This is a genomic window from Pseudokineococcus sp. 5B2Z-1 (assembly GCF_037482305.1).
GTDB lineage: Bacteria > Actinomycetota > Actinomycetes > Actinomycetales > Quadrisphaeraceae > Pseudokineococcus.
Genome location: NZ_JBBHZG010000001.1, coordinates 470745 through 497588, shown reverse-complemented (window position 1 = coordinate 497588; position 26844 = coordinate 470745). Strand labels below are relative to the sequence as shown.

Below are 26844 nucleotides of genomic sequence, written 5' to 3'. Positions count from 1 at the left end.
CACCCGCCGCGGCGGGTGCGCCCCTCGTGCGTCGGCCCTCGAGGACCGGGGGCGGCGGGTCAGCTCAGCCGCTGCTTCGGCGAGCTGTCGGCCGTGAGCGCCGGGTCGGTGGCCACGGCGTCGCCGAGGGCCTCGTCGATCTTCGCCATGGCGTCGGCGGGGATGCGGACGCCGGCGGCGGCCGCGTTGTCGTGCACCTGCTCGGGCTTCGAGGCGCCGATGAGGGCGGCCGCGACGTTGTCGTTCTGGAGCACCCAGGCGACGGCGAGCTGGGCCATGGACAGGCCGAGGTCGGAGGCGACCGGCGTGAGGTCCTGCACGCGGCCGAGGACGTCGTCGGACATCCAGCGGCTGATCATGTCCTTGCCGCCCTTGCTGTCCGTGGCGCGCGAGCCCTCCGGGGGCTGCTGGCCCGGCACGTACTTGCCGGTGAGCACGCCCTGGGCGATGGGCGACCAGACGACCTGCGAGATGCCGAGCTCGCGGGAGGTCGGGACGACCTCGCCCTCGATGACGCGCCACAGCGCGGAGTACTGCGGCTGGTTCGAGACGAGCTGGAAGCCCATCTCCTCGGCGAGCGCGTGCCCGGCGCGCAGCTGGTCGGCCGTCCACTCGCTGACGCCGACGTAGAGCACCTTGCCCTGCCGGACGAGGTCGGCGAAGGCCCGCATCGTCTCCTCGAGCGGCGTCGCGTAGTCGTAGCGGTGCGCCTGGTAGAGGTCGATGTGGTCGGTCTGCAGGCGGCGCAGCGACCCCTCGCAGGACTCGAGGACGTGCTTGCGCGACAGCCCGGTGTCGTTGGCGCCCTTCGGGCCCGTCGGGAAGTAGACCTTGGTGAAGATCTCGAGCGACTCGCGCCGCTCGCCCTTGAGCGCCTCGCCGAGCACCGTCTCGGCGCGGGTGTTGGCGTAGGTGTCGGCGGTGTCGAAGGTCGTGATGCCCGCGTCCAGCGCGGCGCGGACGCAGGCCGTGGCGGCCTCGTCCTCGACCTGCGAGCCGTGCGTGAGCCAGTTGCCGTAGGTGATCTCGGAGACCTTGAGGCCCGAGCGTCCGAGGAAGCGGTAGTCCATGCCGCCACCCTGCCGCCGCCGGGAGGACCGCGCGCGGCGGGGCTCCCGGGGGCGCCCTCGGCGGGCGCCCCCGGACGGGCTCAGACCTCGCGCTCCTTCGGCGAGCTCTCGAGCGTGCGCGCGGGGTCGCTGACGACGGCGTCGCCGAGCACCTCGTCGATCCGCGCCATGGCGTCGGCCGGGATGCGCACGCCCGCGGCGGCGGCGTTGTCGGCCACCTGCTCAGGCTTCGAGGCGCCGATGATCGCGGTGGCGACGTTCTCGTTCTGCAGGACCCAGGCGACGGCGAGCTGCGCCATCGAGAGGCCGAGGTCGGAGGCGACCGGCGTGAGGTCCTGCACGCGGGCGAGGACGTCGTCGGACATCCAGCGGGCGATCATGCCCTTGCCGCCCTTCTCGTCCGTCGCGCGAGACCCCTCCGGCGGCTGCTGGCCGGGCACGTACTTGCCGGTGAGCACGCCCTGGGCGATGGGCGACCACACGACCTGCGAGATGCCGAGCTCGCGGGAGGTCGGGACGACCTCGCCCTCGATGACGCGCCAGAGCGCCGAGTACTGCGGCTGGTTCGAGACGAGCTGGACCCCCAGCTCCTCCGCGAGGGCGTGGCCGGCGCGGATCTGGTCGGCCGTCCACTCGCTGACGCCCAGGTAGAGGACCTTGCCCTGCCGGACGAGGTCGGCGAAGGCCCGCATCGTCTCCTCGAGCGGCGTCGCGTAGTCGTAGCGGTGCGCCTGGTAGAGGTCGATGTGGTCGGTCTGCAGGCGGCGCAGCGACCCCTCGCAGGACTCGGTGATGTGCTTGCGCGACAGGCCCGTGTCGTTGGGGCCCTTCGGACCGGTCGGGCCGAACACCTTGGTGAGGATCTCGAGGGACTCGCGCCGCTCGCCCGCCAGCGCCTTCCCGAGGACGGTCTCGGCGGCCGTGTTGGCGTAGACGTCGGCGGTGTCGAACGTCGTGATGCCGGCGTCGAGCGCGGCGCGGACGCACGCCTGCGCGGCGTCGTCCTCGACCTGCGAGCCGTGCGTGAGCCAGTTGCCGTAGGTGATCTCGGAGATCTTGAAGCCCGAGCGGCCGAGGTGTCGGTAGTCCATCCCGCCACCCTCGCGCCGCCGACCGGGTCGCGCCCGCCGACGGGCCGCCCACGGTCCTGCGGGGGCAGGATGGGCGGGTGACGACGACGCCCGAGCACCCCGCCGAGCCCGACCCCGTGGCGCCCGGCACCACCCCCGGCGCCGACGGCGCGGAGCAGGCCGTCGCCGACGACGTCGCCCAGGACGTGCTGCAGCAGGCGGCCGACGCCCTCGACGACGCGGCCGAGCGCGAGCTCGACCCCGGCGAGGCCGAGGCCATGGAGTCGCTCGACACGCCTCACCGGCTGCTCCTCGTCCACGCCCACCCCGACGACGAGACGATCGCGACGGGCGCGACCATCGCCGCGGCCGCCGCCGCGACGGGCACGTCGGTGACCCTCGTGACCTGCACCCGCGGCGAGCGCGGCGAGGTCCTGCCCGCGGTGCTGGCCGAGCACCCCGGGGTCGACGGCGACGAGGAGGCGCTCGCCGACCTGCGCGTCCAGGAGCTGGCCTCCGCGGCCGAGGCGCTGGGCCTGGAGGACCACCGCTTCCTCGGCGCCGACGCCACCGGCCCTGACGGCGCCCCCGTGCGCTACCGCGACTCCGGCATGGCGTGGGCGCCCGGCCCCGACGGGGAGGGCGGGGGAGACGGGACCAGCGCCCGCGCCGTGCCCGCGCCGGACGCCCCCGCGGGCGCGCTGTCGCTGGCCCCGCTGGACGAGGCCGCCGAGCACCTCGCGCGCGTGCTCCGCGAGGTCCGCCCGCAGGTCGTCGTCACCTACGAGCCGGGCGGCGGGTACGGCCACCCCGACCACGTCCGGGCCCACGAGATCACCCTGCGCGCCGTCGAGCTCGCCGCGGACCCGGCGGGCGCCGCCCCGTGGTCGGTGGCCCGCGTGCTGGGGCACGTGGCCGACGCCGAGCAGCTGCGGGCCGGTCTGCGCGAGCTGCGGGCCGACGGGCTCGCGACGATCGACCCCGACGGCGACCTGCCGAGCCTCGCGGTCGGGGCGGGCGAGGTGGACGTCGTCGTCGACGCGTCCGCCGAGCTGCCGGCCAAGGTCGCCGCGCTGCGGGCCCACGCGAGCCAGGTGGACCTGGGCCCGCGCTCCCTGGCCATGACGAACGGCCTCCACCAGCCGCTCTCGGGCGTGGAGTCCTACCGGCTCCTGCGGGGGGAGCCGGTGCGCCCGCCGGGCGGCGAGCCGCTGACCGACCTGTTCGCGGGGCTCGCCTGAGCGCCGCCGGCCCGGGAGCGGGCTCCCCGCCTCCCGTCGACGTCGACGACTACCGGCGGGCCGCCGGCCGCTTCGCCAGCGGCGTCTGCGTCGTCAGCACGCGCCTGCGCGGCCACGACCACGCCATCACCGTGAGCAGCTTCGCCTCGGTCTCCCTCGACCCGGTGCTCGTGCTCGTGTGCGTGCACGCCGACGCCCGCTTCTACGACGCCGTCGAGGAGACGGGCACGTGGGGGCTCAGCGTGCTCGCCGCGCGGGCGCGTCCCGCCGCGACCTGGCTCGCCACCCCGGGGCGGCCCGTCGTGGACCAGCTCGCGCGCGTCCCGCACCGGCGCGGCCCGCTCACCGGCGCGGCGCTCCTCGAGGAGTCCGTCGCGACGATGGAGTGCGCCACCGAGGCCGAGCACCCGGCCGGGACGCACGTCGTCCTCGTCGGCCGCGTGCTCGGCGTCTCCCTCGCGCCCGAGGACGAGCGCCCGCTGCTGCACCACCGCGGCGCCTACGCCGAGCTCTGAGGCGGGCGAGGCGGCGGACGGGCGCGCGCCGCGGGGCGGAGGCCCCGGGCACGTAGCATCCCCGGATGCCCGAGGCCGACCACGGAGCCGACCAGCCGACCGCCGACACCGCCCGCACGACGGCCGGCGAGCCCGCCGGGACCGCACGTCGCCGTCGCTGGCCCTGGGTGGTCGGCGGCGTCGCCGTCCTCGTCGTCGGCGGGTACGGGAGCGCGGCGGCCCTGACCGCGGACCGCGTCCCGTCCGGCACGACGGTGCTGGGCGTGCCCGTGGGCGGCCTCGACCGCGAGGAGGCCGCCGCGGTCCTGCAGGGGGAGCTGGTGCCGCGGGCCGAGGAGCCGGTGCCCGTCCGCGCCGGCAGCGCGACGGCGGAGGTCGTGCCGGCCGACGCGGGGCTCGGCCTGGACGCCGGCGCCACGCTCGACGACCTCACGGGCTTCTCGCTCGACCCCCGCGCGCTCTGGCGGCACGTCGTGGACCGGGGCGAGGAGGTCGAGCCCGTCGTCGTCGTCGACGAGGACGCGCTCACCGCCTCCGCCGACGCCCTCGTCGACCCCACCCGCGTACCGCCGCAGGAGGGCGCCGTCGCCTTCGACGCCGAGGGCTTCACGACCACCGCGGCCACCACGGGCTCCGAGCTGGACGCCGCGGGCGCCGTCGACCTGCTGCGCGAGCAGTGGCCGGGCCTGCTCGCGCAGCCGGCGGGCGGCGACCCGCTCGAGCTGCCGACCCGGCCGCTCGAGCCGGAGGTCGACCAGGCAGCGGTCGACGCCTTCACCGCCTCCTTCGCCGAGCCGGCGGTCGCGGGGCCGCTGCCCGTGCGGGTGGGCACGGCGGGCGCCGAGCTGCCCGTCGCCTCCTTCGCGCCGCTGCTGGCCGCCCAGCCCACCGAGGAGGGCGAGCTCGCGCCCGTCGTCGACGCCGGGGCGCTGCGGGCGGCGCTCCTCGAGGTGGCGCCCGAGCTCGACGCCTCCGCCCGGGACGCCTCGCTCGAGCTGCAGGACGGCCGCCCCGTCGTCGTGCCCGCCGTCGTGGGGCGGAGCGTCGACGCCGAGGTCCTCGCGCCCGCGGCGCTGGAGGCGCTCGCCGTCGCGCCGGGGCCCGAGCGGGTCGCCGTCGTCGACGCGCAGGAGGTCCAGCCGGAGCGGACCACGGCCGACGTCGAGGCGCTCGGCGTCACCGAGGTCATCTCCGAGTTCTCGACGCCCCTGCGCGGCAGCAACGCCGGGCGGCTGCAGAACGTCGGGACCGCGGCGCGGACGGTCAGCGGGACGCTGCTCGCCCCCGGCGAGGTCTTCGACCTCAACGAGGTCCTCGGCCGGCGCACGGCCGCCGCGGGCTACGCCGAGGCGACGATCATCAGCGGCGGCCGGTACGTCGAGAGCTACGGCGGCGGCGTCTCCCAGATCTCGACCACCCTCTACAACGGCGCCTTCTTCGCCGGGCTCGAGCTGCTCGAGCACCGGCCGCACTCCTTCTACATCTCCCGCTACCCCGAGGGCCGCGAGGCGACGCTCGACTTCGCCACCATCGACATGCGCTTCCGCAACGACACGAGCACCGGCGTCCTCATCGAGATGAGCGCCTCCTCGAGCCCCTCGGGCGACGTCACGGTGCGCTTCTGGGGCACCGACGTCAGCGACGTCTCCACCTCGACGAGCGGTCGCCGCGACATCACGCAGCCGACCAGCCGCGAGCTCGACACCGACGACTGCATCCCGTCCACGGCGAGCGAGGGCTTCACCGTCACGGTCACCCGGACCGTCCGCCGCGGCGGCGCCGTCGTCCACGACGACCGGGACGTCGTCCGCTACGACCCGGTGCCCGGCATCACCTGCGCCTGACGGCGCCGCCCCACCCGGGTGGGTCGCCGCCGGTTCGCCCTCGACCGTGGCTCCGGGAGGGCGAGTCGTCGCCGGTTCGCCCTCGACCGGGGCCCCTCGAGGGCGAGTCGTCGCCCGTCCGCCCGGGCTCAGGCGCGCGGCGCCTCGCGGTAGGCGTAGCGGTGGTGCTCGGCGAGGCCCAGGTCCTCGTACAGGGCGCGGGCGGCGTCGTTCCCGTCGGCGACCTGGAGCGCCAGCCGCTCGGCCCCGTGGCGGGCCGCCCACGCGGACAGGGCGGTGACGGCGGCCCGCGCCAGCCCCCGGCGCCGGTGCTCCGGCGCGACGACGAGGTCGGTGAGCACGGCCCAGCCGTCGGCCAGGGCCATCCGCCCGGCGGCGACGGCGCCCTCGGGGGCCGACGTCCTCGCCCCGGTCTTCCCCGTGCCGGTGCCGGTGCCGGGGTCGGGGCGGACGACGGCGAACGCCTGGTCGGGCGCGGACAGCAGCAGCGCGGCCACCACCGGGTCGTCCGCCTCGCCGGGGCGCACGAGGTGCGACCACGCGGCGTCGGGGGCCGCTAGGACGTCGACCGGTGCGGGGGCGGCGGTGGTCGCAGGGACGGCGGCGGTGGTGGGCAGGGCGCCGACCATGACGGTCGTCGGGCTGACGAGCGCCCAGCCGCGCCCGTCGAGCTCGGCATCGAGGTCCTCCACGGCGGCCAGGCCCGCGGCGTCCGCCCGCGCGGCCGCGCCGACCGGGGCGCCCGTCGAGCGCGGCAGCTGGAAGCGGGGCGTCGACCCGCGGGCGGAGAGCCACGCGCTCGCCCGGTCCACCGCGCCCGCGAGGCCGCCCGCGCCGGGCCCGGGCGGGCCGAGGGCCAGCACGGAGCTCGCGCGGCGCGTGCGGTCCCCGGCCGAGCGCAGCAGCCAGCGCCCGTCGGGCTCGGCGCCGGTCGGCAGCCAGGCGCGCGCCAGGGCGGCCTCGAGGTCCAGCACGCCGACGACCGGCTCCCCGGGGCGCGGGCGGCGCACCCGGGGCGGCACCCGGCGCGCGGCCACGACGTCGTGCGCCCGCACCTCGACGACGCCCCCGTCGGCCCGGCGCACCACGAGGGGGTCGCCCGCGCGCTCGAGCTCGCCGACGACGTCGGTCGCCGAGCCGTCCGCCAGCCGGTGGCGCACCACCACCCGCTGGCCGGCGTCGGGCGGCGGGTCGGACGGTGCTGGCACGCCCGGAGCCTGCCACGACGCCCCATCCCGACTCCCGCTCCGCCCCGCGGCCCCGCGGCGCGCGCCGTCCCGCGGGGCGGTCCGACGGGGCGGGCGCCGCCCCGCCGGGTAGATTGCCCACCGTTCCGCCGACGGCGCGCCCCGGTGCGCCGGCGACCTCGAGAGCCCGGAGGCACGACCCGTGACGTACGTCATCGCCCAGCCCTGCGTCGACCTCAAGGACAAGGCCTGCATCGAGGAGTGCCCGGTCGACTGCATCTACGAGGGTGACCGGGCCCTCTACATCCACCCCGACGAGTGCGTGGACTGCGGCGCCTGCGAGCCGGTGTGCCCCGTCGAGGCCATCTACTACGAGGACGACGTCCCCGAGCAGTGGAGCGCCTTCACGGCCGCGAACGTCGAGTTCTTCGACGACCTCGGCTCGCCCGGCGGCGCCGCCAAGATGGGCGTCATCCACAAGGACCACCCCGTCGTCACCGCGCTGCCGCCGCAGGAGCACGACAGCTGAGCGCCGTCACCGGCGGCGCCCGCCCCCACGCCGCGGGGGGCGGGGCCGGGCGCTTGGCCCTGCCCGACTTCCCGTGGGACGCGCTGGCCCCCCACGCCGAGCGCGCCCGTCGCGCGCCGGGCGGCATCGTCGACCTGTCGGTCGGCACGCCCGTCGACCCGACGCCGGCCCTGCTGCGCGACGCCCTGGCGGCGGCCTCCGACGCGCCGGGCTACCCGCAGGTCTGGGGCACCCCCGCCGTCCGCGAGGCGGTGGCGGCGTGGTTCGCCCGCCGCCGCGGCGTGCCGGGCCTCGACCCCGACGGCGTCATGCCGACACCGGGCTCCAAGGAGCTCGTCGCGTGGCTGCCCACGCTGCTCGGGCTCGGGCCCGGGGACGTCGTCGTCCATCCCCTCGTCGCCTACCCGACGTACGACGTCGGCGCCCGCCTGGCCGGCGCCGCGCCGCTGCCGCTCGACGACGTGGCGTCGCTGCCCTCGCCGGTCGTCGACCTGCCCGGCGGGGGCACCGGCCGGGTGCGCCTGGTCTGGCTCAACTCCCCGTCGAACCCGACGGGCGCCGTCGACGACGTCCGCAGGCTGGCCGAGGTCGTCGCCTGGGCCCGCGAGCACGACGTCGTCGTCGCCGGGGACGAGTGCTACGCCGAGCTGGGCTGGGCCCCCGCCGAGGGCTGTGCTCACGGCGAGGTGGACGTGGACGAGCGCGGCGACCTCGTGCCGCCGAGCGTGCTCGACCCCCGCGCCACCGGCGGGGACAGCCGCGGCGTGCTGTCGGTCTACTCGCTGTCCAAGCAGTCCAACCTCGCCGGGTACCGCGCGGCCTTCGTGGCCGGGTGCCCCGCGCTCGTCCGCCACCTCGTGGGCGTGCGCAAGCACGCGGGCGTCATCGTCCCCCGCCCGGTGCAGGAGGTGCTGCGGACGGCGCTCGGGGACGACGCGCACGTGGCGGAGCAGAAGGAGCACTACCGGGCCCGACGGGCCGTGCTACGGGACGCGCTCGCGGCGGCCGGCGGTCGCGTCGAGCGCTCCGACGCCGGGCTCTACCTCTGGACGACCTTCGACGAGCCCGCCATGGACACCGTCGCCCGCCTCGCGGACCGCGGCGTCCTCGTGGCGCCGGGCACCTTCTACGGAGCCGCCGGCGAGCGGCACGTGCGGGTCGCGCTCACGGCCACCGACGAGCGGGTCTCCGCCGCCGCGGAGCGGCTGAGGGGCTGAGGGGCCGAGCCGCGGAGCGGGCCGCCGTGGTCGCCGCCCGCGACCGGTGCCCGGTAGCGTGCGGGAGGCGCCCGAGGCGGCGCCCCCGCCGTCCCCGCCCCGGCGCCGCGACCCGGTCGCCGCGGGCGGTGCGGCCCCACGACCACGAGAGCGGCCCGCACGCCGAGCCGCGCTGCTGCGAGGAGACGCCCGTGACCGAGACCCAGGACGCCGCCGGAGCCGGACCCGAGGGCAGCGTGCTGCGGCACGCCGGGGGCGAGCTGCCGCTGGCGACCGTGCCGGCCACGGAGGGCAGCGCGGGCGTCGACGTCTCCGGGCTCCTCAAGGAGACGGGGCTCGTCACGCTCGACCCGGGCTTCGTCAACACGGCCTCGTGCCGCTCCGAGATCACCTACATCGACGGCGACGCGGGGATCCTGCGCTACCGCGGCTACCCGATCGAGCAGCTCGCGGAGGGCTCGACCTTCCTCGAGACGAGCTTCCTGCTCATCTACGGGCACCTGCCGAGCGCGGCCGAGCTGGAGGACTTCTCCGCGAGCCTGCGGCGCCACACCCTGCTCCACGAGGACCTCAAGAACTTCTTCGACGGGTTCCCGTCGAACGCCCACCCGATGCCGGTGCTCAGCTCCGCCGTCTCGGCGCTCTCGACGTTCTACGAGGAGAGCCTCGACCCCTTCGACCGGCGCGCCGTCGACCTCTCGACCGTCCGCCTCATGGCGAAGCTGCCGACGATCGCCGCCTACGCGCACAAGAAGACGCTCGGGCAGCCGTTCCTCTACCCGGACAACTCGCTCGGCCTCGTCGAGAACTTCCTCCGGATGACGTTCGGCTTCCCGGCGGAGCCCTACGAGGTCGACCCGGCGCTGGCGTCGGCGCTCGACCAGCTCTTCATCCTCCACGCCGACCACGAGCAGAACTGCTCGACGTCGACGGTCCGCATGGTCGGGTCCGGCCAGGCGAACCTCTACGCGTCGGTGTCGGCGGGCATCCACGCCCTCTCCGGGCCGCTGCACGGCGGCGCGAACTCCGCCGTCCTCACCATGCTCGACGACATCATCGCGAGCGGCGACGACGTCGACACCTTCATGGAGCGGGTGAAGAAGAAGGAGAAGGGCGTCCGGCTCATGGGCTTCGGCCACCGGGTCTACAAGAACTACGACCCGCGCGCCGCCATCGTGAAGAAGACGGCCGACCGGGTGCTCGAGCAGCTCGGCGTCAACGACCCGCGCCTCGACGTGGCGCTGCGGCTCGAGGAGATCGCCCTGCGCGACGACTACTTCGTCGAGCGCAAGCTCTACCCGAACGTCGACTTCTACACGGGCCTCATCTACAAGGCCATGGGCTTCCCCACGCGGATGTTCACGGTGCTCTTCGCCATCGGGCGCCTCCCGGGCTGGATCGCCCAGTGGCGGGAGATGATGGAGGACCCGCAGACGAAGATCGGGCGCCCGCGCCAGGTCTACGTGGGCGAGCCCGAGCGAGCCTACGTCCCGATGGACCAGCGCTGACGTGGCCCCCTCCGCCGGGGGGCCGGGCACCCGGGCGCTGCGCGCCCTGACGGCCGACGACGACGACCTGCGCCTGTGGGCCCGGCTCGCGCCGCTGGGGCTCGCGCTCGTCGGCGCCGGCGCGTGCGTCACGGGGGACGCGGCCGTGCGGCGCGGCGCGGGCGCCCGGGGCTGGGTGCTCGGCGGCGTCATCGGCCTCTGCCTGCAGGGGGCGGGCCTGTCCGTCTTCGGCGAGGCCGTGAAGCGCCGCGCCCTCCACGACGCGCGGGGGAGCGCCGCGTGAGGGTCGTCGTCGTCGGCGCCACGGGCCACATCGGCACCTCCCTCGTGCCCCGGCTCGTGCGCGCCGGGCACGAGGTCGTGGCGATGAGCCGCGGCACGCGCGAGCCGTACGCGCCCGACGACGCCTGGGCGTCCGTCGAGCGCGTGCGGGTCGACCGGGAGGCGGAGGACGCCGCCGGCACCTTCGCCGGCCGGGTCGCCGACCTGCGCCCCGACGCGGTCGTCGACCTCGTCTGCTTCACCGAGTCCTCGGCCGCCCAGCTCGTCGAGGGGCTGCGCGGGCGGGTCGGGCACCTCGTGCACACCGGCACCCTGTGGGTCCACGGCGACAGCAGCGTGGCGCCGATGGACGAGGACGACGACCGCGAGCCGTACGGCGAGTACGGCGTGCAGAAGGACGCCGTCGAGCGGCTGCTCCTCGAGGAGACCCGCCGCGGCGGCCTCGTGAGCACCGTCGTGCACCCGGGCCACATCAGCGGCCCGGGGTGGCCGTGCATCACCCCGGCGGGCAACCTCGACCCGTCGGTGTGGCAGCGCCTGGCGGCGGGCGAGCCGCTCGTCCTGCCGGGCTCGGGCTCCGAGCTGATGCACCACGTCCACGCCGACGACGTGGCGGCGCTGCACCAGCGGGTCCTCGAGCGCCGGGAGGACGCCGCCGGCCTCGCCTTCCACGCGGTCTCGCCGCAGGCGACCACCTCCCGTGGCCTGGCCCGGGCGGCCGCGGCCTGGTTCGGGCGCGAGGCCGTCCTCGACCTCGTGACGTGGGAGCGCTTCGCCGAGGTGACCGCCCCGGAGCACGTCGAGGCGAGCCGGGCGCACCTGCTGCGCAGCCACGCCTGCAGCACCCGGCGCGGGCGCGAGGTGCTCGACTTCACGCCGCGGTTCTCGTCCGCCGAGACCTGCCGGCAGGCGGTGCGCGCGCTCGTCGACGCGGGCGAGCTCGACCTGGACGGCGCCCGGCCCTGAGGCCCGCCCTCCTGCTCGGGGCCCGCTGCCCGACCGTCAGCCCGCGACGGTGACGCGCACGGCACCCGGCCCGGGCGCCGTCGGGTCCTCGACCCACGCGGCCTCCCCGCGCGACCAGCGGCGCCCGTCGGTCGCCACCGTGACGACGTCGGTGCCCACGGCGCGGGCGACGGCCCAGTGCGCCAGCGCCCAGCCGTCGCGCACGCCGGCCTCGTCCTCGCCGTAGACCCGCTCCAGCACCGCGCCCGCCGGCGCCGCGCCCGGGTCGCCGGCGGCCGTGAGCCCGTCCTCGCCGAGCTGCGCCGCGGCCTCCTCCACGACGACGCGCGCCCGCGGCAGCAGGCCGTCGTCCCCGGGCACCTGCGGCTCGCCCGTCGGCTCGACCTCCGGCAGCCGGCACACGAGCGCCGCGGGGGAGTACCCGGTGAGCGCCGAGGCCAGGACGCGGGCCTCGGGCTCGTGGTCGGCGTAGGCCGTCGGGAAGCCGGAGCGCTGCACCTCCTGGGCGGCGACCGTCACGTCGAGGCCCTCGTAGCCCTCGACCTCCACGAGCCCGTCGTAGAAGGCGTCGGTGGCGTACAGCGGGTCCTGCACCTGCTCGGGCGTGCCCCAGCCCTGCGAGGGGCGCTGCTGGAAGAGCCCGAGGGAGTCGCGGTCGCCGTGGGCGAGGTTCCGCAGCCCCGACTCCTGCACCGCCGTGGCGATGGCGATGGTGGCGGCCCGCGGCGGCAGGCCGCGCGCGCGGGCCCGGGCGGTGATGAGCGCCGCCACGGCCGCGCGGTCCGCCGTCAGCGTGTGCTCGTCCCCGCCGGCCTCGGCGGTGCACCGCGCGCCGACCGCGGGCACGGCGCCGTCGCGCACCGCGACGACCACGCCCGCGCCGACGGTGACGAGCGCCAGCGCCCCCACCGTCGCGCTGCGCCGCAGGCGGCGGCGCCGCTCGGCGGCCCGGCGGGCGGCGGCGGTGCGGGGCACGGCGGGTCGGCCGGGCGCCGGCGGCGGCGCTAGTTCGCGTGGAGCGCCGCGTTGAGCGCGCCCCACGACCCGGTGCGGGACCGCGCCTCGACGGCGCCGGTCGTGGAGTTGCGCCACAGCTGCAGGCCGTCGGCGCCCGACAGCTCGCGGGCCTTGACCACCCGGCTCGCGCCGCCCTGCGGGTCCAGCACGGAGACCTTGGTGCCCGCGGTGACGTAGAGGCCGGCCTCGACGACGCAGTCGTCGCCGAGGGAGATCCCGATGCCCGCGTTGGCGCCGAGGAGGCACCGCTCGCCCACCGAGACGACCTCCGTGCCCCCGCCGGACAGCGTGCCCATGATCGACGAGCCGCCGCCGACGTCGGAGCCGTCGCCGACGACGACGCCCGCGCTGATCCGGCCCTCGACCATGGAGGCGCCCAGCGTGCCGGCGTTGAAGTTGACGAAGCCCTCGTGCATGACCGTCGTGCCGCTCGCGAGGTGGGCGCCGAGGCGCACCCGCGAGGCGTCGGCGACGCGCACGCCCGCGGGCAGCACGTAGTCCGTCATGCGGGGGAACTTGTCGACGCCGAGCACGACGACCCGCTCGCCGCGGTCGGCCAGCAGGCGGCCGCGGACCTCCTCGAAGCCCTCGACGGCGCAGGGCCCGGCGGAGGTCCAGACCACGGTCGGGAGCACGCCGAAGAGCCCGGTGAGGTCGACGCCGTGCGGCCGCACGAGGCGGTGGGAGAGCAGGTGCAGGCGCAGGTAGGCGTCCGGCACGTCGGCCGGGGCGGCGTCGAGGTCGACGACGGTGCGCACCACGTGGCTGCGCGTCCCGCGGCGCGGGTCCTCGCCCTCGAGGGCGGCGAGGGAGGCGGGGACGCCGAAGGGGCCCGGGTCCTCGCCCGGGTGGCCCAGCGCGGGCGCCGGGTACCAGGTGTCGAGGACGGCGCCGCCGTCGGTGCTCGTCGCGAGGCCGTAGCCCCAGGCCCAGCGGCCGGCGGGCACCCCCTCGCGCCCGGGAGCGGCGCTGGCGGCGGTCGTGTCGGCGGGCACGTCGGCGGGGGCGTCCGGCATGGGGCGAGGCTACCCGGGCGCCCGTCGCGCCCCGCCTACCCTCCGGCCCATGACGACGCTCCCGACGGCCGGGCCGCCGGCCGCCCTCGACCTCTCCGCCGACCTCGCCGACCTCCTGCAGGCGGTGTGCGACGTCGAGTCCGTGAGCGGGGCCGAGACCCGCCTCGCCGACGCCGTCGAGGCCGCCCTGTCCGCCTGCGCGCACCTGGAGGTGCTGCGCGACGGCGACGCCGTCGTCGCGCGCACCCACCTCGGGCGGGCCTCGCGGGTCGTCGTCGCGGGCCACCTGGACACCGTCCCCCTGGGGCGGCGCGAGGACGGGAGCCCCAACCTGCCGACGTGGCGGACGGGGGAGGGCGCGGACGCCGTCGTCCACGGCCGGGGCACGTGCGACATGAAGGGCGGCGTCGCCGTCGCGCTCTCGCTGGCCGCGTCGCTCGCCGAGCCGACCCGCGACGTCACGTGGGTCTTCTACGACCACGAGGAGGTCGAGGCCGAGCTCAACGGCCTCGGCCGCCTCGCGGCCTCCCACCCCGACTGGCTGGCGGGCGACGTCGCCGTGCTGGGCGAGCCCACGTCCGCGGCGGTCGAGGGCGGGTGCAACGGGACCCTGCGGGTCGAGGTGCACCTGCGCGGCGTCCCCGCGCACTCCGCCCGGCCCTGGCGCGGGCGCAACGCCGTCCACGCCGCCGCGCCCCTGCTCGCGCTGCTCGCCGGGCACGACCCGGGCGAGCGGGAGGTCGACGGCCTGGTGTTCCGCCAGAGCCTGCAGGCGGTCGGCATCCGCGGCGGCACGGCCGGCAACGTCGTCCCCGACGCCTGCGTCGTGACGGTCAACCACCGCTTCGCGCCCGACCGCACGCTCGCGCAGGCCGAGGCCGACCTGCGCGAGCTGCTCGCCGGCTACGAGGTCGTGCGCACCGACGGCGCCGAGGGCGCCCGGCCGGGCCTGGACCGTCCGGCGGCGGCGGCCGTCGTCGCCGCCACGGGCGAGGAGCCGCGGGCCAAGCTGGGGTGGACGGACGTCGCGCGCTTCAGCGCCCTCGGCGTCCCGGCGGTCAACCTCGGGCCGGGCGACCCCCTGCTGGCGCACGCCGACGACGAGCGCTGCCCCGTGGCGGACCTGCACCGCTGCGCGGACGTGCTCCGCACGTGGCTGACGGAGCCCCAGAAGGACGGGCCCCAGGAGGACGGGCCCCCGCAGGACGGGCCCCAGGAGGGAGGAGGGCCCTCCGGCGGACGCGCGGCGGGGGCGTCTGCCACGATCGCGCCGTGACGCTCCTGCTGCTCCTCGTGGCCCTGGCGGTGGCCGGGGGCGCGGTGGCGGTGGCGCTCGGCCGCGTCCCCGGCGGCCTCGACGAGCCGACGACGAGCCGCCCGCTGCGCGCGCTGCCCGACGGCCCGCTGCGCGCGGAGGACGTCGACGGCGTCCGCTTCTCCCTGGGGCTGCGGGGGTACCGGATGGACGAGGTCGACGCCGTGCTCGACCGGGTCCGCGACGAGGTCGCCGAGCGCGACGCCCGGCTCGCCGAGCTGGAGGCGCTCCTGCGCAGCGCCGACCCGGTCGACCCCCCGTGGCGCGACCCGGCCGCAGCCGGAGGGGTCGAGGGCGGGAGGCCCGAGGGCGGAGGGGGCGGTCGCCGCGGCGACGACGAGGGGGCGGTCGCCGGGGCCGCCGGCGAGGAGGAGGCCCGATGAGGGTGGTCGTGGAGGTGCCGGCGCGCCGCAGCGCGCCGGTCGTGTGGCGCCACCTCGTGGACTGGCCGTGGCAGAGCGGCTCGATCCCGCTCACCCGGGTCTTCCGCACCAGCGCCGCCGAGGGGGAGGGCGGCTCCTTCACCGGCCGGACCGCCGTCCTCGGCGTCGGCTTCGACGACCCCATGGACGTCGTGCGGTGGGAGCCGCCGACCGCCGGGGCGCCGGCGGACGGGGGGCGCGCCGGCGTCGCCGTGCTCGCCAAGCGCGGGTCGGTGGTGCTGGGCAGCGCCGCGCTCCGCGTCGAGCCGGTGACGGCGGGCTCCTGCCGGGTCGTGTGGGGGGAGGACGTGCACGTCGCGCCCGTGCGGCTGACGCGGCCGCTCGAGCCGCTGCTGCGCGGACCGGTGTGGCTGGGGCTGCGGTCCGTCGTCGTCGACATGGTGCGCCGGGTCGAGGCGGCCACCCCCGAGCCGCTCGAGCGGTGAGCGAGGGGCCCGCCGGGGCGGGCGCGCCCGGTGAGGGCCCGCTCGTCGGCGACGACGGCCGCGCGCGCTGCCCCTGGGGCGACGCCCCCGAGGTGTACCGGCGCTACCACGACGAGGAGTGGGGCCGTCCGGTCACCGGGGAGGCGGCGCTCTTCGAGCGCCTGAGCCTCGAGGCCTTCCAGTCCGGCCTGTCCTGGCTGACGATCCTGCGCAAGCGACCGGCCTTCCGCGCCGCCTTCGCGGGTTTCGAGCCCGACGCCGTGGCGGCCTTCGGCCCGGCCGACCGGGAGCGGCTGCTCGCGGACGCGGGCATCGTCCGCAACCGCGCCAAGGTCGACGCCGTCCTCGCCAACGCCCGCGCCGTCGTCGCCCTGCGCGCGAGCGGCGGCCTGGAGGCGCTGCTGGCGACGGCGGCCGAGGCGCCGGGCGCGCGCGCCGCGCCGCGCACGACCGCGGAGGTCCCGGCCTCGACCCCCGCCTCGGCGGCGCTGGCGCGCCGGCTCAAGGCGGCGGGCGTCGTCTTCGTCGGGCCGACGACGGCCTACGCCACGATGCAGGCGACCGGGCTCGTCGACGACCACCTCGCCGGCTGCTGGGCGCGGGGCCGCCCCGTCGCCGCGCAGCCCGGGGGCGCCGGCCTCACCGGCGGCGGGTGAGGAACGCCTCGACCGCCGCGCGGTGCTCGCGTCCGCGGGCGACCCCCGCCACGAGGGCGCCCTCGTGCGCCAGCGTCGAGGGCAGGTCGTGCGTCGCGGCGAAGGCCAGCGCCCGCCGGGTGGCGACGAGCGCGGCCGTGGGACCGGCGGCCAGCTCCCGCGCCACCTCCTCGGCGCGCTCGTCCAGCTCCGCGTCGGGCACCGCCTCGGTGGCGAGCCCGAGCGCGACGCACTCGTCGGCGGGGACGGGGCGGGGCCGCAGGAGCAGGTCGCGCGCCCGGCCCTCGCCGACGAGCCGCGGCAGCCACCAGGACGCGCCCGTGTCCGGCGGGAGGCCGACGCGCGCGAAGCCCGTGTCGACCCGCGCCGACGCCGCGAGCAGCCGCAGGTCGGCGGCGAGGGCCAGGGCGGCGCCGGCGCCCGCGGCCGTGCCCCGGACGACGGCCACGACGGGGGCGGGCATCTCGGCGAGCAGGAGCGCGATCGGCGCGTACTCGTCCTCGACGACCCGGGCGAGGGCCGGGTCGTCGGCGTCGAGGCGGGCGGCGTGCTCGCGCAGGTCCTGCCCGGACGAGAAGGCGTCCCCCGTGCCTGTGAGGACGACGCACCGCACCTCCCCGGCCGCGGCGGCGTCGGCCGCCCGCCGCAGCGCGTCGAGCAGCGCGCGGCGCTCGGGCGCGTCGAGGGCGCCGCGGACCTCAGGTCGGCCGACGACGACGCGGGCCACCCCACCCGTCCCGCGCTCGAGGCGGTCGGCGGGCCGCGCCTCGTCGGGGGCGGTCGCACCAGGGCTGTCAGGGGGAGCGGGGCGGGCGGGGTGGGCTGCGGCCACGGGACCTCCGGACGTGGGGCGGGCCCCGACCACCACGGGCGCCCGTCGTCGGGGCGACCCGGACGGGTCACCTCAGCGACCCGGGAGGGTAGTCCCGTTTCGACCCGACCGCCGACCTGCTGGATACTGGTCGCGATCACGCCCACAGGAAGGGGATCCGCAGATGGCGGCCATGAAGCCGAGGACAGGTGACGGCCCGCTCGAGGTCGTGAAGGAGGGCCGCGGCATCGTCTTGCGCATGCCCCTGGAGGGCGGCGGGCGCCTCGTCGTCGAGATGACGCCCGACGAGGCCAAGGGCCTCGGCGACGCGATCGGCTCGGCGGTCGGCTGACCCGGCACCACCTGCGAGAGCCCCACCCGGCCCGGCCGGGTGGGGCTCTCGCGCGTCGGGGCCCCGGCGCCCCGGGTGCTCACGGACCGGCCTCCCGTGTCGGTCCTCGCGCCCCGGCCGCGGGGCGGGCGCGGGCGGGCCGTGAGTAGGGTCGCCGACGTGGTCGCCCGCATGCCCCGCCTCGTCCCGCTCGCCGGGAGCGACGTCCGCTCCGCCGCCGGCGCCGACGTCCTCGCCGTCCCCGTCGCCGCCCCGCCGCCCGGGGAGGGCGACCCGCAGCCGCGCCCGGGCACCGCCGACGCCGCGGTGTGGCTCGGCCTCAACACCGCCGTCCTCGCCGAGCAGCAGCGCTTCCGCGGCAGCGCCGGGGAGGTCCTCGGCGTCCCGCTGCCCTCCTCGCGCGACGACGGGGCCGGCCCCCGCCGCCTCGTCCTCCTGGGCGTCGGCGACGGGAGCCCCACCGCCCTGCGCCGGGCCGGCGCCGGCCTGGCCCGCGCCACCCGCGGGGCCGGCCGCGTGGTCACGAGCGCGGGCGTCGGCCTGCCGCCGCAGCACCTGCGCGCCTTCTGCGAGGGCCTGCTGCTCGCCAGCTACGACCCGCCGCGCTCCGGCACGGGGGACGGCCCCCGCCCGGCCGCCGAGGTCGTCGAGCTGCTCGGCGTCGACGAGGGACCCGCGCTCGCGCGCGCCGTCGTGGCGGCCCGCGCGACGTGGCGCACCCGCGACCTCGCGTCCACGCCGTCGTCGACGAAGGACCCGGCGTGGGTGGCGGACCAGGCCCGCGCCCTGGCCGCCGACCTCCCCGGCGTCGAGGTGGAGGTGCTCGACGCCGCCGGGCTCGCGCGCCAGGGGTTCGGCGGCCTGCTCGCCGTCGGCGGAGGCTCGGTCTCGCCGCCCTGCCTGGTGACCGTGCGCTACCGGCCTCCGGCCGGGACGGCGCCGCGGCGGCACGTCGTCCTCGTCGGCAAGGGCATCACCTTCGACTCGGGCGGCCTGTCCATCAAGCCCCGCGACGCGATGATCCCCATGAAGACCGACATGGCCGGCGCCGCCGTCGTCCTCGCCGCCGTCCTGGGGGCGGCCGAGATGGAGCTCCCCCAGCCCGTCACGGCGCTCCTGCCGCTGGCCGAGAACGCCTTCGGCGGCGGCTCGTACCGCCCCGGCGACGTCGTGCGCGTGCACGGCGGCACCACCGTCGAGATCGCCAACACCGACGCCGAGGGCCGCATGGTCCTCGCGGACGCCCTCCACCACGCCGACGCGTCGCTGGAGCCCGACCTCCTCGTCGACGTCGCCACGCTCACCGGTGCGGCGTCGCTGGGGCTGGGCAAGCGCCACGCCGCGCTCTACACCGACGACGCGCCGCTGCTGGAGCAGCTGCGCAGCGCGTCGGAGGCCACGGGGGAGCGGGTCTGGCGGATGCCGCTCGTGGAGGACTACGCCTACGCGCTCGACTCCGACGTCGCCGACCTGCGCCACGTCGCCGCCAAGGGCGGTCCGGGGGCCGGGTCGATCACCGCGGCCCTCTTCCTGCGCGAGTTCACGGGCTCGCGCCGGTGGGCGCACCTCGACATCGCCGGACCCGGCCGCGCCGACCGCGACGAGCACGAGGTCACCAAGGGCGCCACGGGCTTCGGCGCGCGCCTGCTGCTCCGGTGGCTGGAGGACGGCGCCGTCTGAGGCGCCCGCCCGCGGGCGGGCCGCTCAGCCCCGGACGACGCCGACGAGGAGCCCGTCGCCCACGGGCAGCAGCGCGGGCAGCAGGCGCTCGTCGTCGCGCACGCGCCGACCGGCCTGGCGGACCGCCGTGGTCGTCTCGTCGCGCTGCGCCGGGTCGGCGACCTTGTCCCGCCACAGGGCGCCCACGACGACGAGGAGACCGCCGGGACGCAGGAGGCGCAGCGCCTGGTCGAGGTGGGCGTCGAGGTCGCGCCGGTCGGCGTCGAGGAGCACGAGGTCGTACGCCCCGTCGGTGAGGCGGGGCAGCACCTCCTGCGCGCGGCCGCCGATGACGCGCACCCGGCCGCTGCGGACGCCCGCGTCCGCCAGCGCCTCGCGGGCGGCGCGCTGGTGCTCGGGCTCGCTGTCGATCGTCGTGAGGACGCCGTCGGCCGGCATCCCCGCGAGGAGCCAGAGCGTGGACACCCCGCTGCCCGTGCCGACCTCGACGACGGCCCGCGCCCCGGCCGCGGCCGCCAGCAGCCGCAGGGCCGCTCCCGTGCCGGGGTCGACGGGGGCGCAGCCGAGCTCGACGCCCCGGGCGCGGGCCCGCTCGAGCGCCTCGTCCTCGACGACGAAGTCCTCGGCGTAGCTGCGGCTGGCGGCGGACGTGGCGGCGATGACGGCCTCCCGGCTCGGGCGCCCCGACCGCCCGGGTCGGCCGGCGGCGCGCCCGCAGGCTACTGGGCCGCGCCCCTCCGGCCGCCCTCGCTCCGGCCGCCGCCGTCGTCCGCGCCGGGCCCGCCGCGGGGTCCGCCGCGGGGTCCGCCGCGGAGTCCGGCGCAGGGCCCGTCGGGGGAGACCGGTGCCCTCGCCCAGGTGGCGTCCAGGGCCCGGTGGCACGATCGGCGCATGACCACGCGAGGCCGCGCCCGGGGCGCGGCGCCCGACGCCGCCGCCCCGCCGGCCGCCGTCGTCGAGCCGTCCGCGGAGTGGGCCCCTCCCAGCTGGGACGACGTCGTCCGCGACCACTCCGCGCGCGTCTTCCGCCTCGCCTACCGCCTCACGGGCAACCGGCACGACGCGGAGGACCTCACGCAGGAGGTCTTCGTGCGCGTGTTCCGCTCGCTGTCCTCGTACACGCCGGGCACCTTCGAGGGCTGGCTGCACCGCATCACGACGAACCTCTTCCTCGACCAGGTGCGGCGCCGCCAGCGGATCCGCTTCGACGCCCTCGCCGACGACGCCGACGACCGCCTGCCCGGGGCCGACCCGGGCCCGGAGCGCGCCTTCGAGCACGGCAACCTCGACCGCGACGTCCAGGCCGCCCTGCTCGAGCTCTCGCCCGACTTCCGCGCGGCCGTCGTGCTGTGCGACATCGAGGGCCTCAGCTACGAGGAGATCGCCCGCGCCCTCGGCGTCAAGATCGGCACCGTGCGCTCGCGCATCCACCGCGCCCGCGCCCAGCTGCGCGCCTCGCTGGCCCACCGGGCGCCGAGCGGCTGGGTGGCCTGAGCGGCCGGCCCCGGCCGACCACCCCGACCGGCCGACCACCCCGGCCGCACGCTGCGGACGGGTGCTCCGGGCCGACCGGGTGCGCGCCGGGCGGGCCCGCGGGCGAGGATGGGTCCGCGCCCGCGCCGAGCGGCCGGGCGCCGCACGAGGAGGACCTGCGCATGAGCGAGCCGGGCGACGCCCCGCGCCCCCCCGCCGCCGGGGGGGCCGAGCACCCGTCACCCGTCCGTCGCCCCTCGCCCTGGGCCCCCCGGGACGACGCGGGCTCCGCGCCCGGAGCCGGGGCCGACGACCGGCCCGGCGCCGCCGGGGCGCCGGCTGCCGACGGCGGGGCGCCGAGCGGAGCCGGGGCGGGCGAGGAGCTTTCCGGCGAGCGCCCGCCGGCCGGCGCTCCCGCCGGGGCTCCGTCCGAGTCGTCGCGCGAGGGCGAGGGCTGGTGGTGGCCGGCGGACGAGGCGGGCGACGCCGGTCGCGGGCCCCTCCACGGGCGCGCCGGCGCCGGCTTCCCCGACAGCGCCCCGCTCGTGGCGGGCGGTGCCCCCGTGCGGGCGCGCCGCCGCTCGCCGCGGGCGCTCGTCCTCGTCGCCGCCTGCCTGCTCGCCGGGCTGCTGGGCGGCCTCGCCGGGGGCCGCCTGGCGGGCCCCGGCGGCACGTCCGTCTCCGTCGTCGAGCGCGCCGGCGGCACGGCCGCCGAGGCGGCCGACGGCTCGGTGGCCGCGGTCGCCGAGGCCGTCCTGCCGAGCACCGTGTCGGTGGAGATCGCCTCGAGCGCGGGCTCGGGCAACGGCTCGGGCTTCGTGCTCTCCGAGGACGGGTACGTGGTGACGAACAACCACGTCGTCGCCCCCGCCGTGGAGTCCTCCGGGCGCATCCGGGTGCTCCTGTCCGACGGTACGCGGGAGACCGCCGAGGTCGTCGGCCGCACGTCGGACTACGACCTCGCCGTCCTGCGCATCGACCGCACCGGCCTCGTGCCCCTCGCCTTCGCCGACACGGCGCAGGTGCGCGTGGGGGACCCGGTCGTCGCCGTCGGCGCGCCGCTGGGCCTCGCCAGCACGGTGACGAGCGGCATCGTCAGCGCCCTCAACCGCCCCGTCGTGGCCGGGTCGAGCCAGGACGAGCAGGGCTTCATCAACGCGGTCCAGACCGACGCCGCCATCAACCCGGGCAACTCCGGCGGCCCCCTCGTCGACCTCACCGGCGCCGTCGTCGGGGTCAACTCGGCCATCGCGCAGACGGCGTCGCCCGGCGGCGGGCCGGGCGGGTCCATCGGCCTCGGCTTCGCGATCCCGGCCGACCAGGTGGTCCGCACGACGACCGAGCTCATCGAGGACGGCGTCGCCACCTACCCCGTCATCGGCGTCTCGCTCGACTCCTCCTACGAGGGCCGCGGCGTCCGCGTGGCCCAGGGGCGGACGTCGGCGGGCGACCCCGTGGTCCCCGGCGGCCCCGCCGACACCGCGGGCGTCGAGCCGGGCGACGTCATCACGGCGATCGACGACCAGCTCGTCACCGCGCCCGACGAGCTCATCGTCGCCATCCGCGCCCGCACGCCCGGCGACGAGGTCGTCCTCACCGTCCAGAGGGGCCGCGACGCCGTCGAGGTCCCGGTCGTGCTCGGCAGCGAGCCGAGCGACTAGCGGACGCCGGCGCCTCGCCGTCGCGCGAGACGGGGCGGTCGGGGCGACGGGTGGGCGGGGGGCCGCGCGTAGGCTCACCGCGTGTCCTTCCCGAACGGCGGCGAGCTGCTGGTCCTCCTCGTCCTCGTCCTCGTCGTCGTCGGGCCCGAGCGGCTGCCGCGCTACTCCCAGCAGCTCGCCGACCTCGTCCGCTCCGGCGTCCGCTACGCCAAGGGCGCGCGCGACAGCCTCAAGGAGGAGATGGGGCCGGAGTTCGACGACATCGACTGGAAGAAGCTCGACCCGCGCCAGTACGACCCCCGCCGGATCGTCCGCGACGCCCTCACCGACGTCTGGGACGAGCCGGCGACCAAGCGGCCCGGCGCGGGGGGCCCGCAGGCCCTGACCGCCCCGGCGGCGGGCGGCGCGGCCGGCGGGGCGGCGGCGGCCGCCGCCTCCCGCTCGGCCGACGGCGTCGCCGGGACGCGCGCGGGAGCCGCCACGGGGGGTGCCACCGGGGCGGGGCCGGCCAGCGCTGCGCCGGCGCCCGGGCGACGAGGCGCCACCGGGGGGCCGGGCACGACCGGCGCCCGGGGCCCGGCAGCGCGCACGCCCTACGACGACGAGGCCACCTGAGGCGGCTCAGCCCGCCGCGCGCACCGGGGTGAGCCCGAGCGGGCGGCCCGCGAGCCCGCGGGGACGGGAGAGGCCGCGCGCCACCTCGCGCAGCGCCCGCGCCGCCGGCGCGTCCGGCTCGGCCAGCACCAGGGGCACGCCGGCGTCCCCGCCTTCGCGGACGCGGACGTCGAGCGGGACCTGCCCGAGGAAGGGGACCGGCACGCGCAGCAGGTCGCCGAGGCGCTCGACGACGGCCTCCCCGCCGCCGCTGCCGAAGACCTCGACGCGCGAGCCGTCGGGCATCTCCATCCAGCTCATGTTCTCGACGACGCCGGCGACCGACTGCTTCGTCTGGCGGGCGACCGCGCCGGCGCGCTCGGCGACCTCCGCGGCCGCGGCCTGCGGCGTCGTGACGACGAGCAGCTCGGCGCCGGGCAGCAGCTGGGCGACGCTGATGGCGATGTCGCCCGTGCCCGGCGGCAGGTCGAGGAGCAGGACGTCGAGGTCGCCCCAGTGCACGTCGGTGAGGAACTGCTCGAGCGTCCGGTGGAGCATCGGGCCGCGCCAGACGACCGGCGCGTTGCCCTGCGTGAACATGCCGATCGAGACGACCTTCACGTCGTGGGCGACCGGCGGGATGATCATGTCGTCGACGCGCGTGGGGGCCGTGGTGACCCCGAGCATCCGCGGCACCGAGAAGCCGTGGACGTCGGCGTCGAGGACGCCCACGCGCAGGCCGTCGGCGGCCATGGCGGCGGCGAGGTTGACGGTGACGCTGGACTTGCCCACCCCGCCCTTGCCGGAGGCCACCGCGACGACGCGGGTGAGCGAGCCGGGGCCGAAGGGCACCTCGCGGGCGGGCCGGCCGCCGCGCAGCACGTCCTTGAGCGCCGCGCGCTGGGCGTCGTCCATGACGCCGAGGGCCACGCGCACCGAGGCCACGCCCTCGAGGGCGGAGACCTCGCGGGTCACGTCGCGCTCCAGCTGGGCCTTGAGCGGGCAGCCCGCCGTCGTGAGGGACACCTCCACCGCCACGTCGGCGCCGTCGACGGACACCGAGCGCACCATGCCGAGGTCGGTGATGGGGCGGCGGATCTCGGGGTCGAGCACGCGGCCCAGGGCCTCGCGCACGAGCGTCTCGGTGGGGCTCATGCCTCCAGCGTAGGTGCGCCCCGGCGCCCGTCCTGACGGCCCGGGTCCCGGCTCTGGTCACGGCCTGCGGCACGGTCCGGGTCACGTTCCGGGCGGCCGTCGGGGCGCCCGCGCGACCGGCCGCGGCCCCGCTCCCCGTCGTCGCGGCCGCCGTCGAGCTCCTCGACGAGCTGCCGCAGCTCGCTGCGCAGGAAGTCGCGCGTCGCGACGTCGCGCAGGGCGATCCGCAGGGCGGCCACCTCGCGGGCGAGGTACTCGGTGTCGGCGAGGTTGCGCTCGGCCCGCTGCCGGTCCTGCTCGAGCGCCACCCGGTCGCGGTCGTCCTGGCGGTTCTGCGCGAGGAGGATCAGCGGCGCCGCGTAGGAGGCCTGCAGCGACAGCATCAGCGTGAGGAAGAGGAACGCGTACGGGTCGAAGCGCAGGTCCGCCGGCGCGAGGGTGTTCCAGAGGACCCAGAGCACGATGAAGCCGGACATGTAGATGAGGAACCGCGGGGTCCCCATGAAGCGGGCGAAGGCCTCCGACAGCCGTCCGAAGGCCTCGGGGTCGATGCTCGGGCGCGGCACGAACCGCCGCCTGGTCTCCTGCGGGCTGTCCAGCCCCGGCCCCCGCCGTCGCGCCGCCGTCCGCTCCCGTGCCATGCCTCGTCCCTCCTCCGCCTCGGTCGGCCGTCCTGCTCCTGCGCGCCCCGGTGAGGAGCTGCGCGCGCGCCCCGCTCGCCCCCGGCGCGGCGCGGACCGGGGCGGGTCCTGCTGGTCGTGCCGGTCGCCGCTCAGCGCGCGGCGCCGCCGCCCGCCGCCAGGTCGGCGTCGTCCTGCTCGCGCCAGTCCTCCGGGAGGACGTGGTCGAGGACGTCGTCCACCGTCACGACCCCCAGCAGGCGTCCCGCCGGGTCCGTGACCGGCACCGAGACGAGGTTGTAGACGGCGAGCCGCCGCGCGACGACGCCCAGCGGCGCCTCCGGCGGCAGGCCGTCCACGTCCGTGTCGAGGATGGACCCCAGCTGCTCGTGGGGCGCCACGCGCAGCATGGCCTGGATGTGGACGAGGCCGAGGTAGCGCCCCGTCGGCGTCTCCAGCGGCGGCCGGCAGACGTACACCGACGCGGCCTCGGCGGTCGACAGGTCGCTGCTGCGCACGAGGGCGAGGGCCTCCGCGACCGTCGCCTCCGGGCCGAGGAGCACGGGCTCGGGCGTCATGAGGCCGCCGGCCGTCTCCTCGTCGTAGGCCAGCAGGCGGCGGACGTCGGCGGCCTCGTCGGGCTCCATGAGCTGCAGGAGGGTCTCCTTGGCGTCCTCCGGCAGCTCGCCGAGGACGTCGGCCGCGTCGTCGGCGTCCATCGCCTCGAGGACGTCGGCCGCGCGCTCCCGCGCCAGGCCGGTGACGACCTCGACCCGGTCCTCCTCGCCGAGCTCGGCGAGGACGTCGGCGAGGCGGTCGTCGGCGAGCTCGGCCGCCAGCTCGAGGCGGCGGCGGCCCGACAGGTCGTGGAGGGCCTCGGCGATGTCGGCCGGCTTCATGTCCTCGAAGGTCGCCACGAGCAGGCTGGCGCCCTGCGCCCCGGCGGGCGCCCCGAGCAGGCCGCGCACCTCGTCCACGTGCACGAGCAGGGTCTCGCCGCGGCGGCCGCGCAGGCGCGAGCCGAGCCCCCCGGGCACCCCGCGCCGGACGAAGACCCGCATGACCTCGAGGTCGCGGGGGCCCGGCCGCTCGAGCGCGAGGTCCTCCACGGTGGCCGTCCCCGACCCGTCGAGGAGCTCGACGCGCCGCTCGAGCACCTCGGCCAGGAGCAGCACCTCGCTGCTGCGCTGCTCGAAGCGGCGCATGTTGACGAGGCCCGTGGTGATGACCTGCCCGGCGTCCATCGCCGTCACGCGCGTCATGGGCACGAAGACGCGGCGGCGGCCGGGCACCTCGACGACGAGGCCCACGACCCGCAGGCGCCGCCCGTCGCCGCGCAGCACGCTGACGACGTCGCGCACGCGCCCCACCTGGTCGCCCAGGGGGTCGAAGACGGGGAGCCCGGCCAGCCGCGCGGCGAAGATGCGGGACGGGCTGCTCACGCCCGTCAGCGTAGCCGCGCCGGCAGGCCCCGCCCGGCGGCTCGGGCGGCGCCCCACGGCCGGGCGCCCGGGGCCCGGGGGAGCGTCGGGCGCGCGGGTGCGGCCCGCGGGCGCCGGTCGTAGCGTCGAGGCCATGACGATCAGCGAGACCTCGAAGGACTCCTCGACCGCCCTCGACGGCGCCCCGGAGATCGCGTACACGATCCCGGGCATGGCGCAGGACGCCGGCGCCCAGGTGGTGAAGAACCTGCAGGAGCGGCTCAACGCCCTCACCGACCTGCACCTCACGCTCAAGCACGTGCACTGGAACGTCGTGGGCCCGAACTTCATCGGGGTCCACGAGATGCTCGACCCCCAGGTCGACAGCGTCCGGGAGATGGCCGACTCCGTCGCCGAGCGCATCTCGGCCATGGGCGGCAGCCCGGTGGGCACGCCCGGCCACCTCGTCGCCCAGCGCTCGTGGGACGACTACTCCATCGGTCGCGCGGGCACGATCGAGCACCTCGGGGCGCTCGACCTCGTCTACCAGGGCGTCATCGCCGACTACCGCGCGGCGATCGAGTCCGTCGGCGAGCTCGACCCCATCACCGAGGACATGCTCATCGACCACTCGACCGACCTCGAGCAGTTCCACTGGTTCGTCCGCGCGCACCTGGAGAACGCGGGCGGCGAGGTGTCGAGCTCTGGCGCCTCGAGCGAGGTCCAGGCGGCGGAGCAGGCGGGGCGGAAGCGCTTCGGCGAGTGACGCGGGGCGG

Annotated in this window: 28 protein-coding genes; 18 read left to right on the top strand and 10 right to left on the bottom strand. The window is 77.8% G+C overall.

The window, feature by feature from the left end; genetic code table 11:
- Positions 1 to 59 precede the first annotated feature (59 nt).
- The gene (locus WDV85_RS02130) at positions 60 to 1070 is read right to left on the bottom strand and encodes an aldo/keto reductase family protein (RefSeq protein WP_339569038.1); all 1011 of its coding nucleotides are present in this window, start codon (positions 1068 to 1070) and stop codon (positions 60 to 62) included.
- An 80-nt stretch (positions 1071 to 1150) separates the two neighbouring features.
- Complete coding sequence (locus tag WDV85_RS02125; RefSeq protein ID WP_339569037.1) at positions 1151 to 2161, bottom strand: aldo/keto reductase family protein; 1011 nt, start codon at positions 2159 to 2161, stop codon at positions 1151 to 1153.
- A 77-nt stretch (positions 2162 to 2238) separates the two neighbouring features.
- Between WDV85_RS02125 and mshB the strand changes: the two genes are divergently transcribed.
- The 3 genes from mshB (at position 2239) to WDV85_RS02110 (ending at position 5740) form a co-directional block, all read left to right on the top strand.
- On the top strand, positions 2239 to 3381 hold the full coding sequence (gene mshB / locus WDV85_RS02120) for an N-acetyl-1-D-myo-inositol-2-amino-2-deoxy-alpha-D-glucopyranoside deacetylase (protein WP_339569036.1): 1143 nt from the start codon (positions 2239 to 2241) through the stop codon (positions 3379 to 3381).
- Positions 3378 to 3896, top strand: a complete 519-nt coding sequence (locus WDV85_RS02115; protein ID WP_339569437.1) for a flavin reductase family protein — start codon at positions 3378 to 3380, stop codon at positions 3894 to 3896. Before mshB ends, WDV85_RS02115 begins: the two co-directional genes overlap by 4 nt.
- 65 nt (positions 3897 to 3961) lie before the next feature.
- Positions 3962 to 5740, top strand: a complete 1779-nt coding sequence (locus WDV85_RS02110; protein ID WP_339569035.1) for a VanW family protein — start codon at positions 3962 to 3964, stop codon at positions 5738 to 5740.
- A 128-nt stretch (positions 5741 to 5868) separates the two neighbouring features.
- On the opposite strand, the gene WDV85_RS02105 is transcribed toward WDV85_RS02110, so the two are convergent.
- On the bottom strand, positions 5869 to 6948 hold the full coding sequence (locus WDV85_RS02105; protein ID WP_339569034.1) for a GNAT family N-acetyltransferase: 1080 nt from the start codon (positions 6946 to 6948) through the stop codon (positions 5869 to 5871).
- A 181-nt stretch (positions 6949 to 7129) separates the two neighbouring features.
- On the opposite strand from WDV85_RS02105, the gene fdxA reads away from it, so the two are divergent.
- From fdxA to WDV85_RS02080, 5 genes are all read left to right on the top strand, one after another.
- A complete protein-coding gene (fdxA, locus tag WDV85_RS02100; protein ID WP_298806218.1) occupies positions 7130 to 7456 on the top strand; it encodes a ferredoxin in 327 nt (108 codons plus the stop codon).
- Positions 7457 to 7509: 53 nt separating this feature from the next.
- Positions 7510 to 8673, top strand: coding sequence for a succinyldiaminopimelate transaminase (gene dapC, locus WDV85_RS02095; protein ID WP_339569033.1), 1164 nt, complete (start codon positions 7510 to 7512; stop codon positions 8671 to 8673).
- A gap of 191 nt (positions 8674 to 8864) precedes the next feature.
- A complete protein-coding gene (locus WDV85_RS02090) occupies positions 8865 to 10181 on the top strand; it encodes a citrate synthase (protein ID WP_339569032.1) in 1317 nt (438 codons plus the stop codon).
- A gap of 1 nt (position 10182) precedes the next feature.
- Positions 10183 to 10464: a hypothetical protein gene (locus tag WDV85_RS02085; protein ID WP_339569031.1), complete on the top strand. Its 282-nt coding sequence runs from the start codon at positions 10183 to 10185 to the stop codon at positions 10462 to 10464.
- Positions 10461 to 11429, top strand: coding sequence for an NAD-dependent epimerase/dehydratase family protein (locus WDV85_RS02080; RefSeq protein WP_339569030.1), 969 nt, complete (start codon positions 10461 to 10463; stop codon positions 11427 to 11429). The genes WDV85_RS02085 and WDV85_RS02080 overlap by 4 nt, the downstream gene beginning before the upstream one ends.
- Before the next feature lie 36 nt (positions 11430 to 11465).
- Here the strand turns inward: WDV85_RS02080 and WDV85_RS02075 are convergent, their stop codons facing one another.
- Together WDV85_RS02075 and dapD are read right to left on the bottom strand one after the other, a co-directional pair.
- A complete protein-coding gene (locus WDV85_RS02075; RefSeq protein WP_339569029.1) occupies positions 11466 to 12404 on the bottom strand; it encodes a hypothetical protein in 939 nt (312 codons plus the stop codon).
- A gap of 29 nt (positions 12405 to 12433) precedes the next feature.
- Positions 12434 to 13462 carry a 2,3,4,5-tetrahydropyridine-2,6-dicarboxylate N-succinyltransferase gene (gene dapD / locus WDV85_RS02070; protein ID WP_339569028.1) on the bottom strand — a complete coding sequence of 343 codons (1029 nt, stop codon included), beginning with the start codon at positions 13460 to 13462 and terminating at the stop codon, positions 12434 to 12436.
- 49 nt (positions 13463 to 13511) lie between these two features.
- On the opposite strand from dapD, the gene dapE reads away from it, so the two are divergent.
- From dapE to WDV85_RS02050, 4 genes are read left to right on the top strand one after another with little or no spacing between them, the layout of a single operon-like run.
- The gene (gene dapE / locus WDV85_RS02065) at positions 13512 to 14738 is read left to right on the top strand and encodes a succinyl-diaminopimelate desuccinylase (protein ID WP_339569027.1); all 1227 of its coding nucleotides are present in this window, start codon (positions 13512 to 13514) and stop codon (positions 14736 to 14738) included.
- A complete protein-coding gene (locus WDV85_RS02060; protein WP_339569026.1) occupies positions 14735 to 15160 on the top strand; it encodes a DivIVA domain-containing protein in 426 nt (141 codons plus the stop codon). Before dapE ends, WDV85_RS02060 begins: the two co-directional genes overlap by 4 nt.
- Positions 15157 to 15645, top strand: coding sequence for a hypothetical protein (locus tag WDV85_RS02055; protein WP_339569025.1), 489 nt, complete (start codon positions 15157 to 15159; stop codon positions 15643 to 15645). The genes WDV85_RS02060 and WDV85_RS02055 overlap by 4 nt, the downstream gene beginning before the upstream one ends.
- Positions 15642 to 16301, top strand: a complete 660-nt coding sequence (locus WDV85_RS02050) for a DNA-3-methyladenine glycosylase I (protein WP_339569024.1) — start codon at positions 15642 to 15644, stop codon at positions 16299 to 16301. Before WDV85_RS02055 ends, WDV85_RS02050 begins: the two co-directional genes overlap by 4 nt.
- Here the strand turns inward: WDV85_RS02050 and WDV85_RS02045 are convergent.
- A complete protein-coding gene (locus WDV85_RS02045) occupies positions 16285 to 17133 on the bottom strand; it encodes an enoyl-CoA hydratase/isomerase family protein (RefSeq protein ID WP_339569023.1) in 849 nt (282 codons plus the stop codon). The genes WDV85_RS02050 and WDV85_RS02045 overlap by 17 nt on opposite strands.
- Before the next feature lie 163 nt (positions 17134 to 17296).
- On the opposite strand from WDV85_RS02045, the gene WDV85_RS02040 reads away from it, so the two are divergent.
- Positions 17297 to 17464 (top strand): DUF3117 domain-containing protein, encoded by a 168-nt coding sequence (locus tag WDV85_RS02040; RefSeq protein ID WP_171204362.1) that lies wholly within the window; start codon positions 17297 to 17299, stop codon positions 17462 to 17464.
- A 159-nt stretch (positions 17465 to 17623) separates the two neighbouring features.
- Entirely contained in the window at positions 17624 to 19144 is a 1521-nt protein-coding gene (locus WDV85_RS02035) for a leucyl aminopeptidase family protein (RefSeq protein ID WP_339569022.1), read from the top strand.
- A 24-nt stretch (positions 19145 to 19168) separates the two neighbouring features.
- On the opposite strand, the gene WDV85_RS02030 is transcribed toward WDV85_RS02035, so the two are convergent.
- Positions 19169 to 20026, bottom strand: coding sequence for an O-methyltransferase (locus WDV85_RS02030; RefSeq protein ID WP_339569021.1), 858 nt, complete (start codon positions 20024 to 20026; stop codon positions 19169 to 19171).
- A gap of 9 nt (positions 20027 to 20035) precedes the next feature.
- On the opposite strand from WDV85_RS02030, the gene sigE reads away from it, so the two are divergent.
- The 3 genes from sigE (at position 20036) to WDV85_RS02015 (ending at position 22893) form a co-directional block, all read left to right on the top strand.
- Entirely contained in the window at positions 20036 to 20638 is a 603-nt protein-coding gene (sigE, locus tag WDV85_RS02025) for an RNA polymerase sigma factor SigE (protein WP_339569020.1), read from the top strand.
- Positions 20639 to 20799: 161 nt separating this feature from the next.
- Complete coding sequence (locus tag WDV85_RS02020; RefSeq protein WP_339569019.1) at positions 20800 to 22278, top strand: S1C family serine protease; 1479 nt, start codon at positions 20800 to 20802, stop codon at positions 22276 to 22278.
- Positions 22279 to 22359: 81 nt separating this feature from the next.
- Complete coding sequence (locus WDV85_RS02015; RefSeq protein ID WP_339569018.1) at positions 22360 to 22893, top strand: hypothetical protein; 534 nt, start codon at positions 22360 to 22362, stop codon at positions 22891 to 22893.
- A 6-nt stretch (positions 22894 to 22899) separates the two neighbouring features.
- Here WDV85_RS02015 and WDV85_RS02010 read toward each other — a convergent pair whose 3' ends face one another.
- The 3 genes from WDV85_RS02010 to WDV85_RS02000 form a co-directional block, all read right to left on the bottom strand.
- On the bottom strand, positions 22900 to 24027 hold the full coding sequence (locus WDV85_RS02010; RefSeq protein WP_339569017.1) for an Mrp/NBP35 family ATP-binding protein: 1128 nt from the start codon (positions 24025 to 24027) through the stop codon (positions 22900 to 22902).
- Positions 24024 to 24668 (bottom strand): DUF1003 domain-containing protein, encoded by a 645-nt coding sequence (locus tag WDV85_RS02005; protein ID WP_445263143.1) that lies wholly within the window; start codon positions 24666 to 24668, stop codon positions 24024 to 24026. Before WDV85_RS02005 ends, WDV85_RS02010 begins: the two co-directional genes overlap by 4 nt.
- A 131-nt stretch (positions 24669 to 24799) precedes the next feature.
- Entirely contained in the window at positions 24800 to 26089 is a 1290-nt protein-coding gene (locus WDV85_RS02000) for a magnesium transporter MgtE N-terminal domain-containing protein (RefSeq protein WP_339569015.1), read from the bottom strand.
- A gap of 133 nt (positions 26090 to 26222) precedes the next feature.
- On the opposite strand from WDV85_RS02000, the gene WDV85_RS01995 reads away from it, so the two are divergent.
- Positions 26223 to 26834, top strand: a complete 612-nt coding sequence (locus tag WDV85_RS01995) for a Dps family protein (RefSeq protein WP_339569014.1) — start codon at positions 26223 to 26225, stop codon at positions 26832 to 26834.
- The last annotated feature ends 10 nt before the right edge of the window (positions 26835 to 26844 follow it).

Excerpts from the sequence above, each read along its gene's own strand:
- WDV85_RS02130 (WP_339569038.1), bottom strand. The coding sequence starts at position 1,070 with ATGGACTACCGCTTCCTCGGACGCTCGGGCCTCAAGGTCTCCGAGATC.
- WDV85_RS02125 (WP_339569037.1), bottom strand. The coding sequence starts at position 2,161 with ATGGACTACCGACACCTCGGCCGCTCGGGCTTCAAGATCTCCGAGATC.
- WDV85_RS02110 (WP_339569035.1), top strand. The coding sequence starts at position 3,962 with ATGCCCGAGGCCGACCACGGAGCCGACCAGCCGACCGCCGACACCGCC.
- dapD (WP_339569028.1), bottom strand. The coding sequence starts at position 13,462 with ATGCCGGACGCCCCCGCCGACGTGCCCGCCGACACGACCGCCGCCAGC.
- dapE (WP_339569027.1), top strand. The coding sequence starts at position 13,512 with ATGACGACGCTCCCGACGGCCGGGCCGCCGGCCGCCCTCGACCTCTCC.
- WDV85_RS02055 (WP_339569025.1), top strand. The coding sequence starts at position 15,157 with ATGAGGGTGGTCGTGGAGGTGCCGGCGCGCCGCAGCGCGCCGGTCGTG.
- WDV85_RS02040 (WP_171204362.1), top strand. The coding sequence starts at position 17,297 with ATGGCGGCCATGAAGCCGAGGACAGGTGACGGCCCGCTCGAGGTCGTG.
- sigE (WP_339569020.1), top strand. The coding sequence starts at position 20,036 with ATGACCACGCGAGGCCGCGCCCGGGGCGCGGCGCCCGACGCCGCCGCC.
- WDV85_RS02020 (WP_339569019.1), top strand. The coding sequence starts at position 20,800 with ATGAGCGAGCCGGGCGACGCCCCGCGCCCCCCCGCCGCCGGGGGGGCC.
- WDV85_RS02010 (WP_339569017.1), bottom strand. The coding sequence starts at position 24,027 with ATGAGCCCCACCGAGACGCTCGTGCGCGAGGCCCTGGGCCGCGTGCTC.
- WDV85_RS02005 (WP_445263143.1), bottom strand. The coding sequence starts at position 24,668 with ATGGCACGGGAGCGGACGGCGGCGCGACGGCGGGGGCCGGGGCTGGAC.
- WDV85_RS01995 (WP_339569014.1), top strand. The coding sequence starts at position 26,223 with ATGACGATCAGCGAGACCTCGAAGGACTCCTCGACCGCCCTCGACGGC.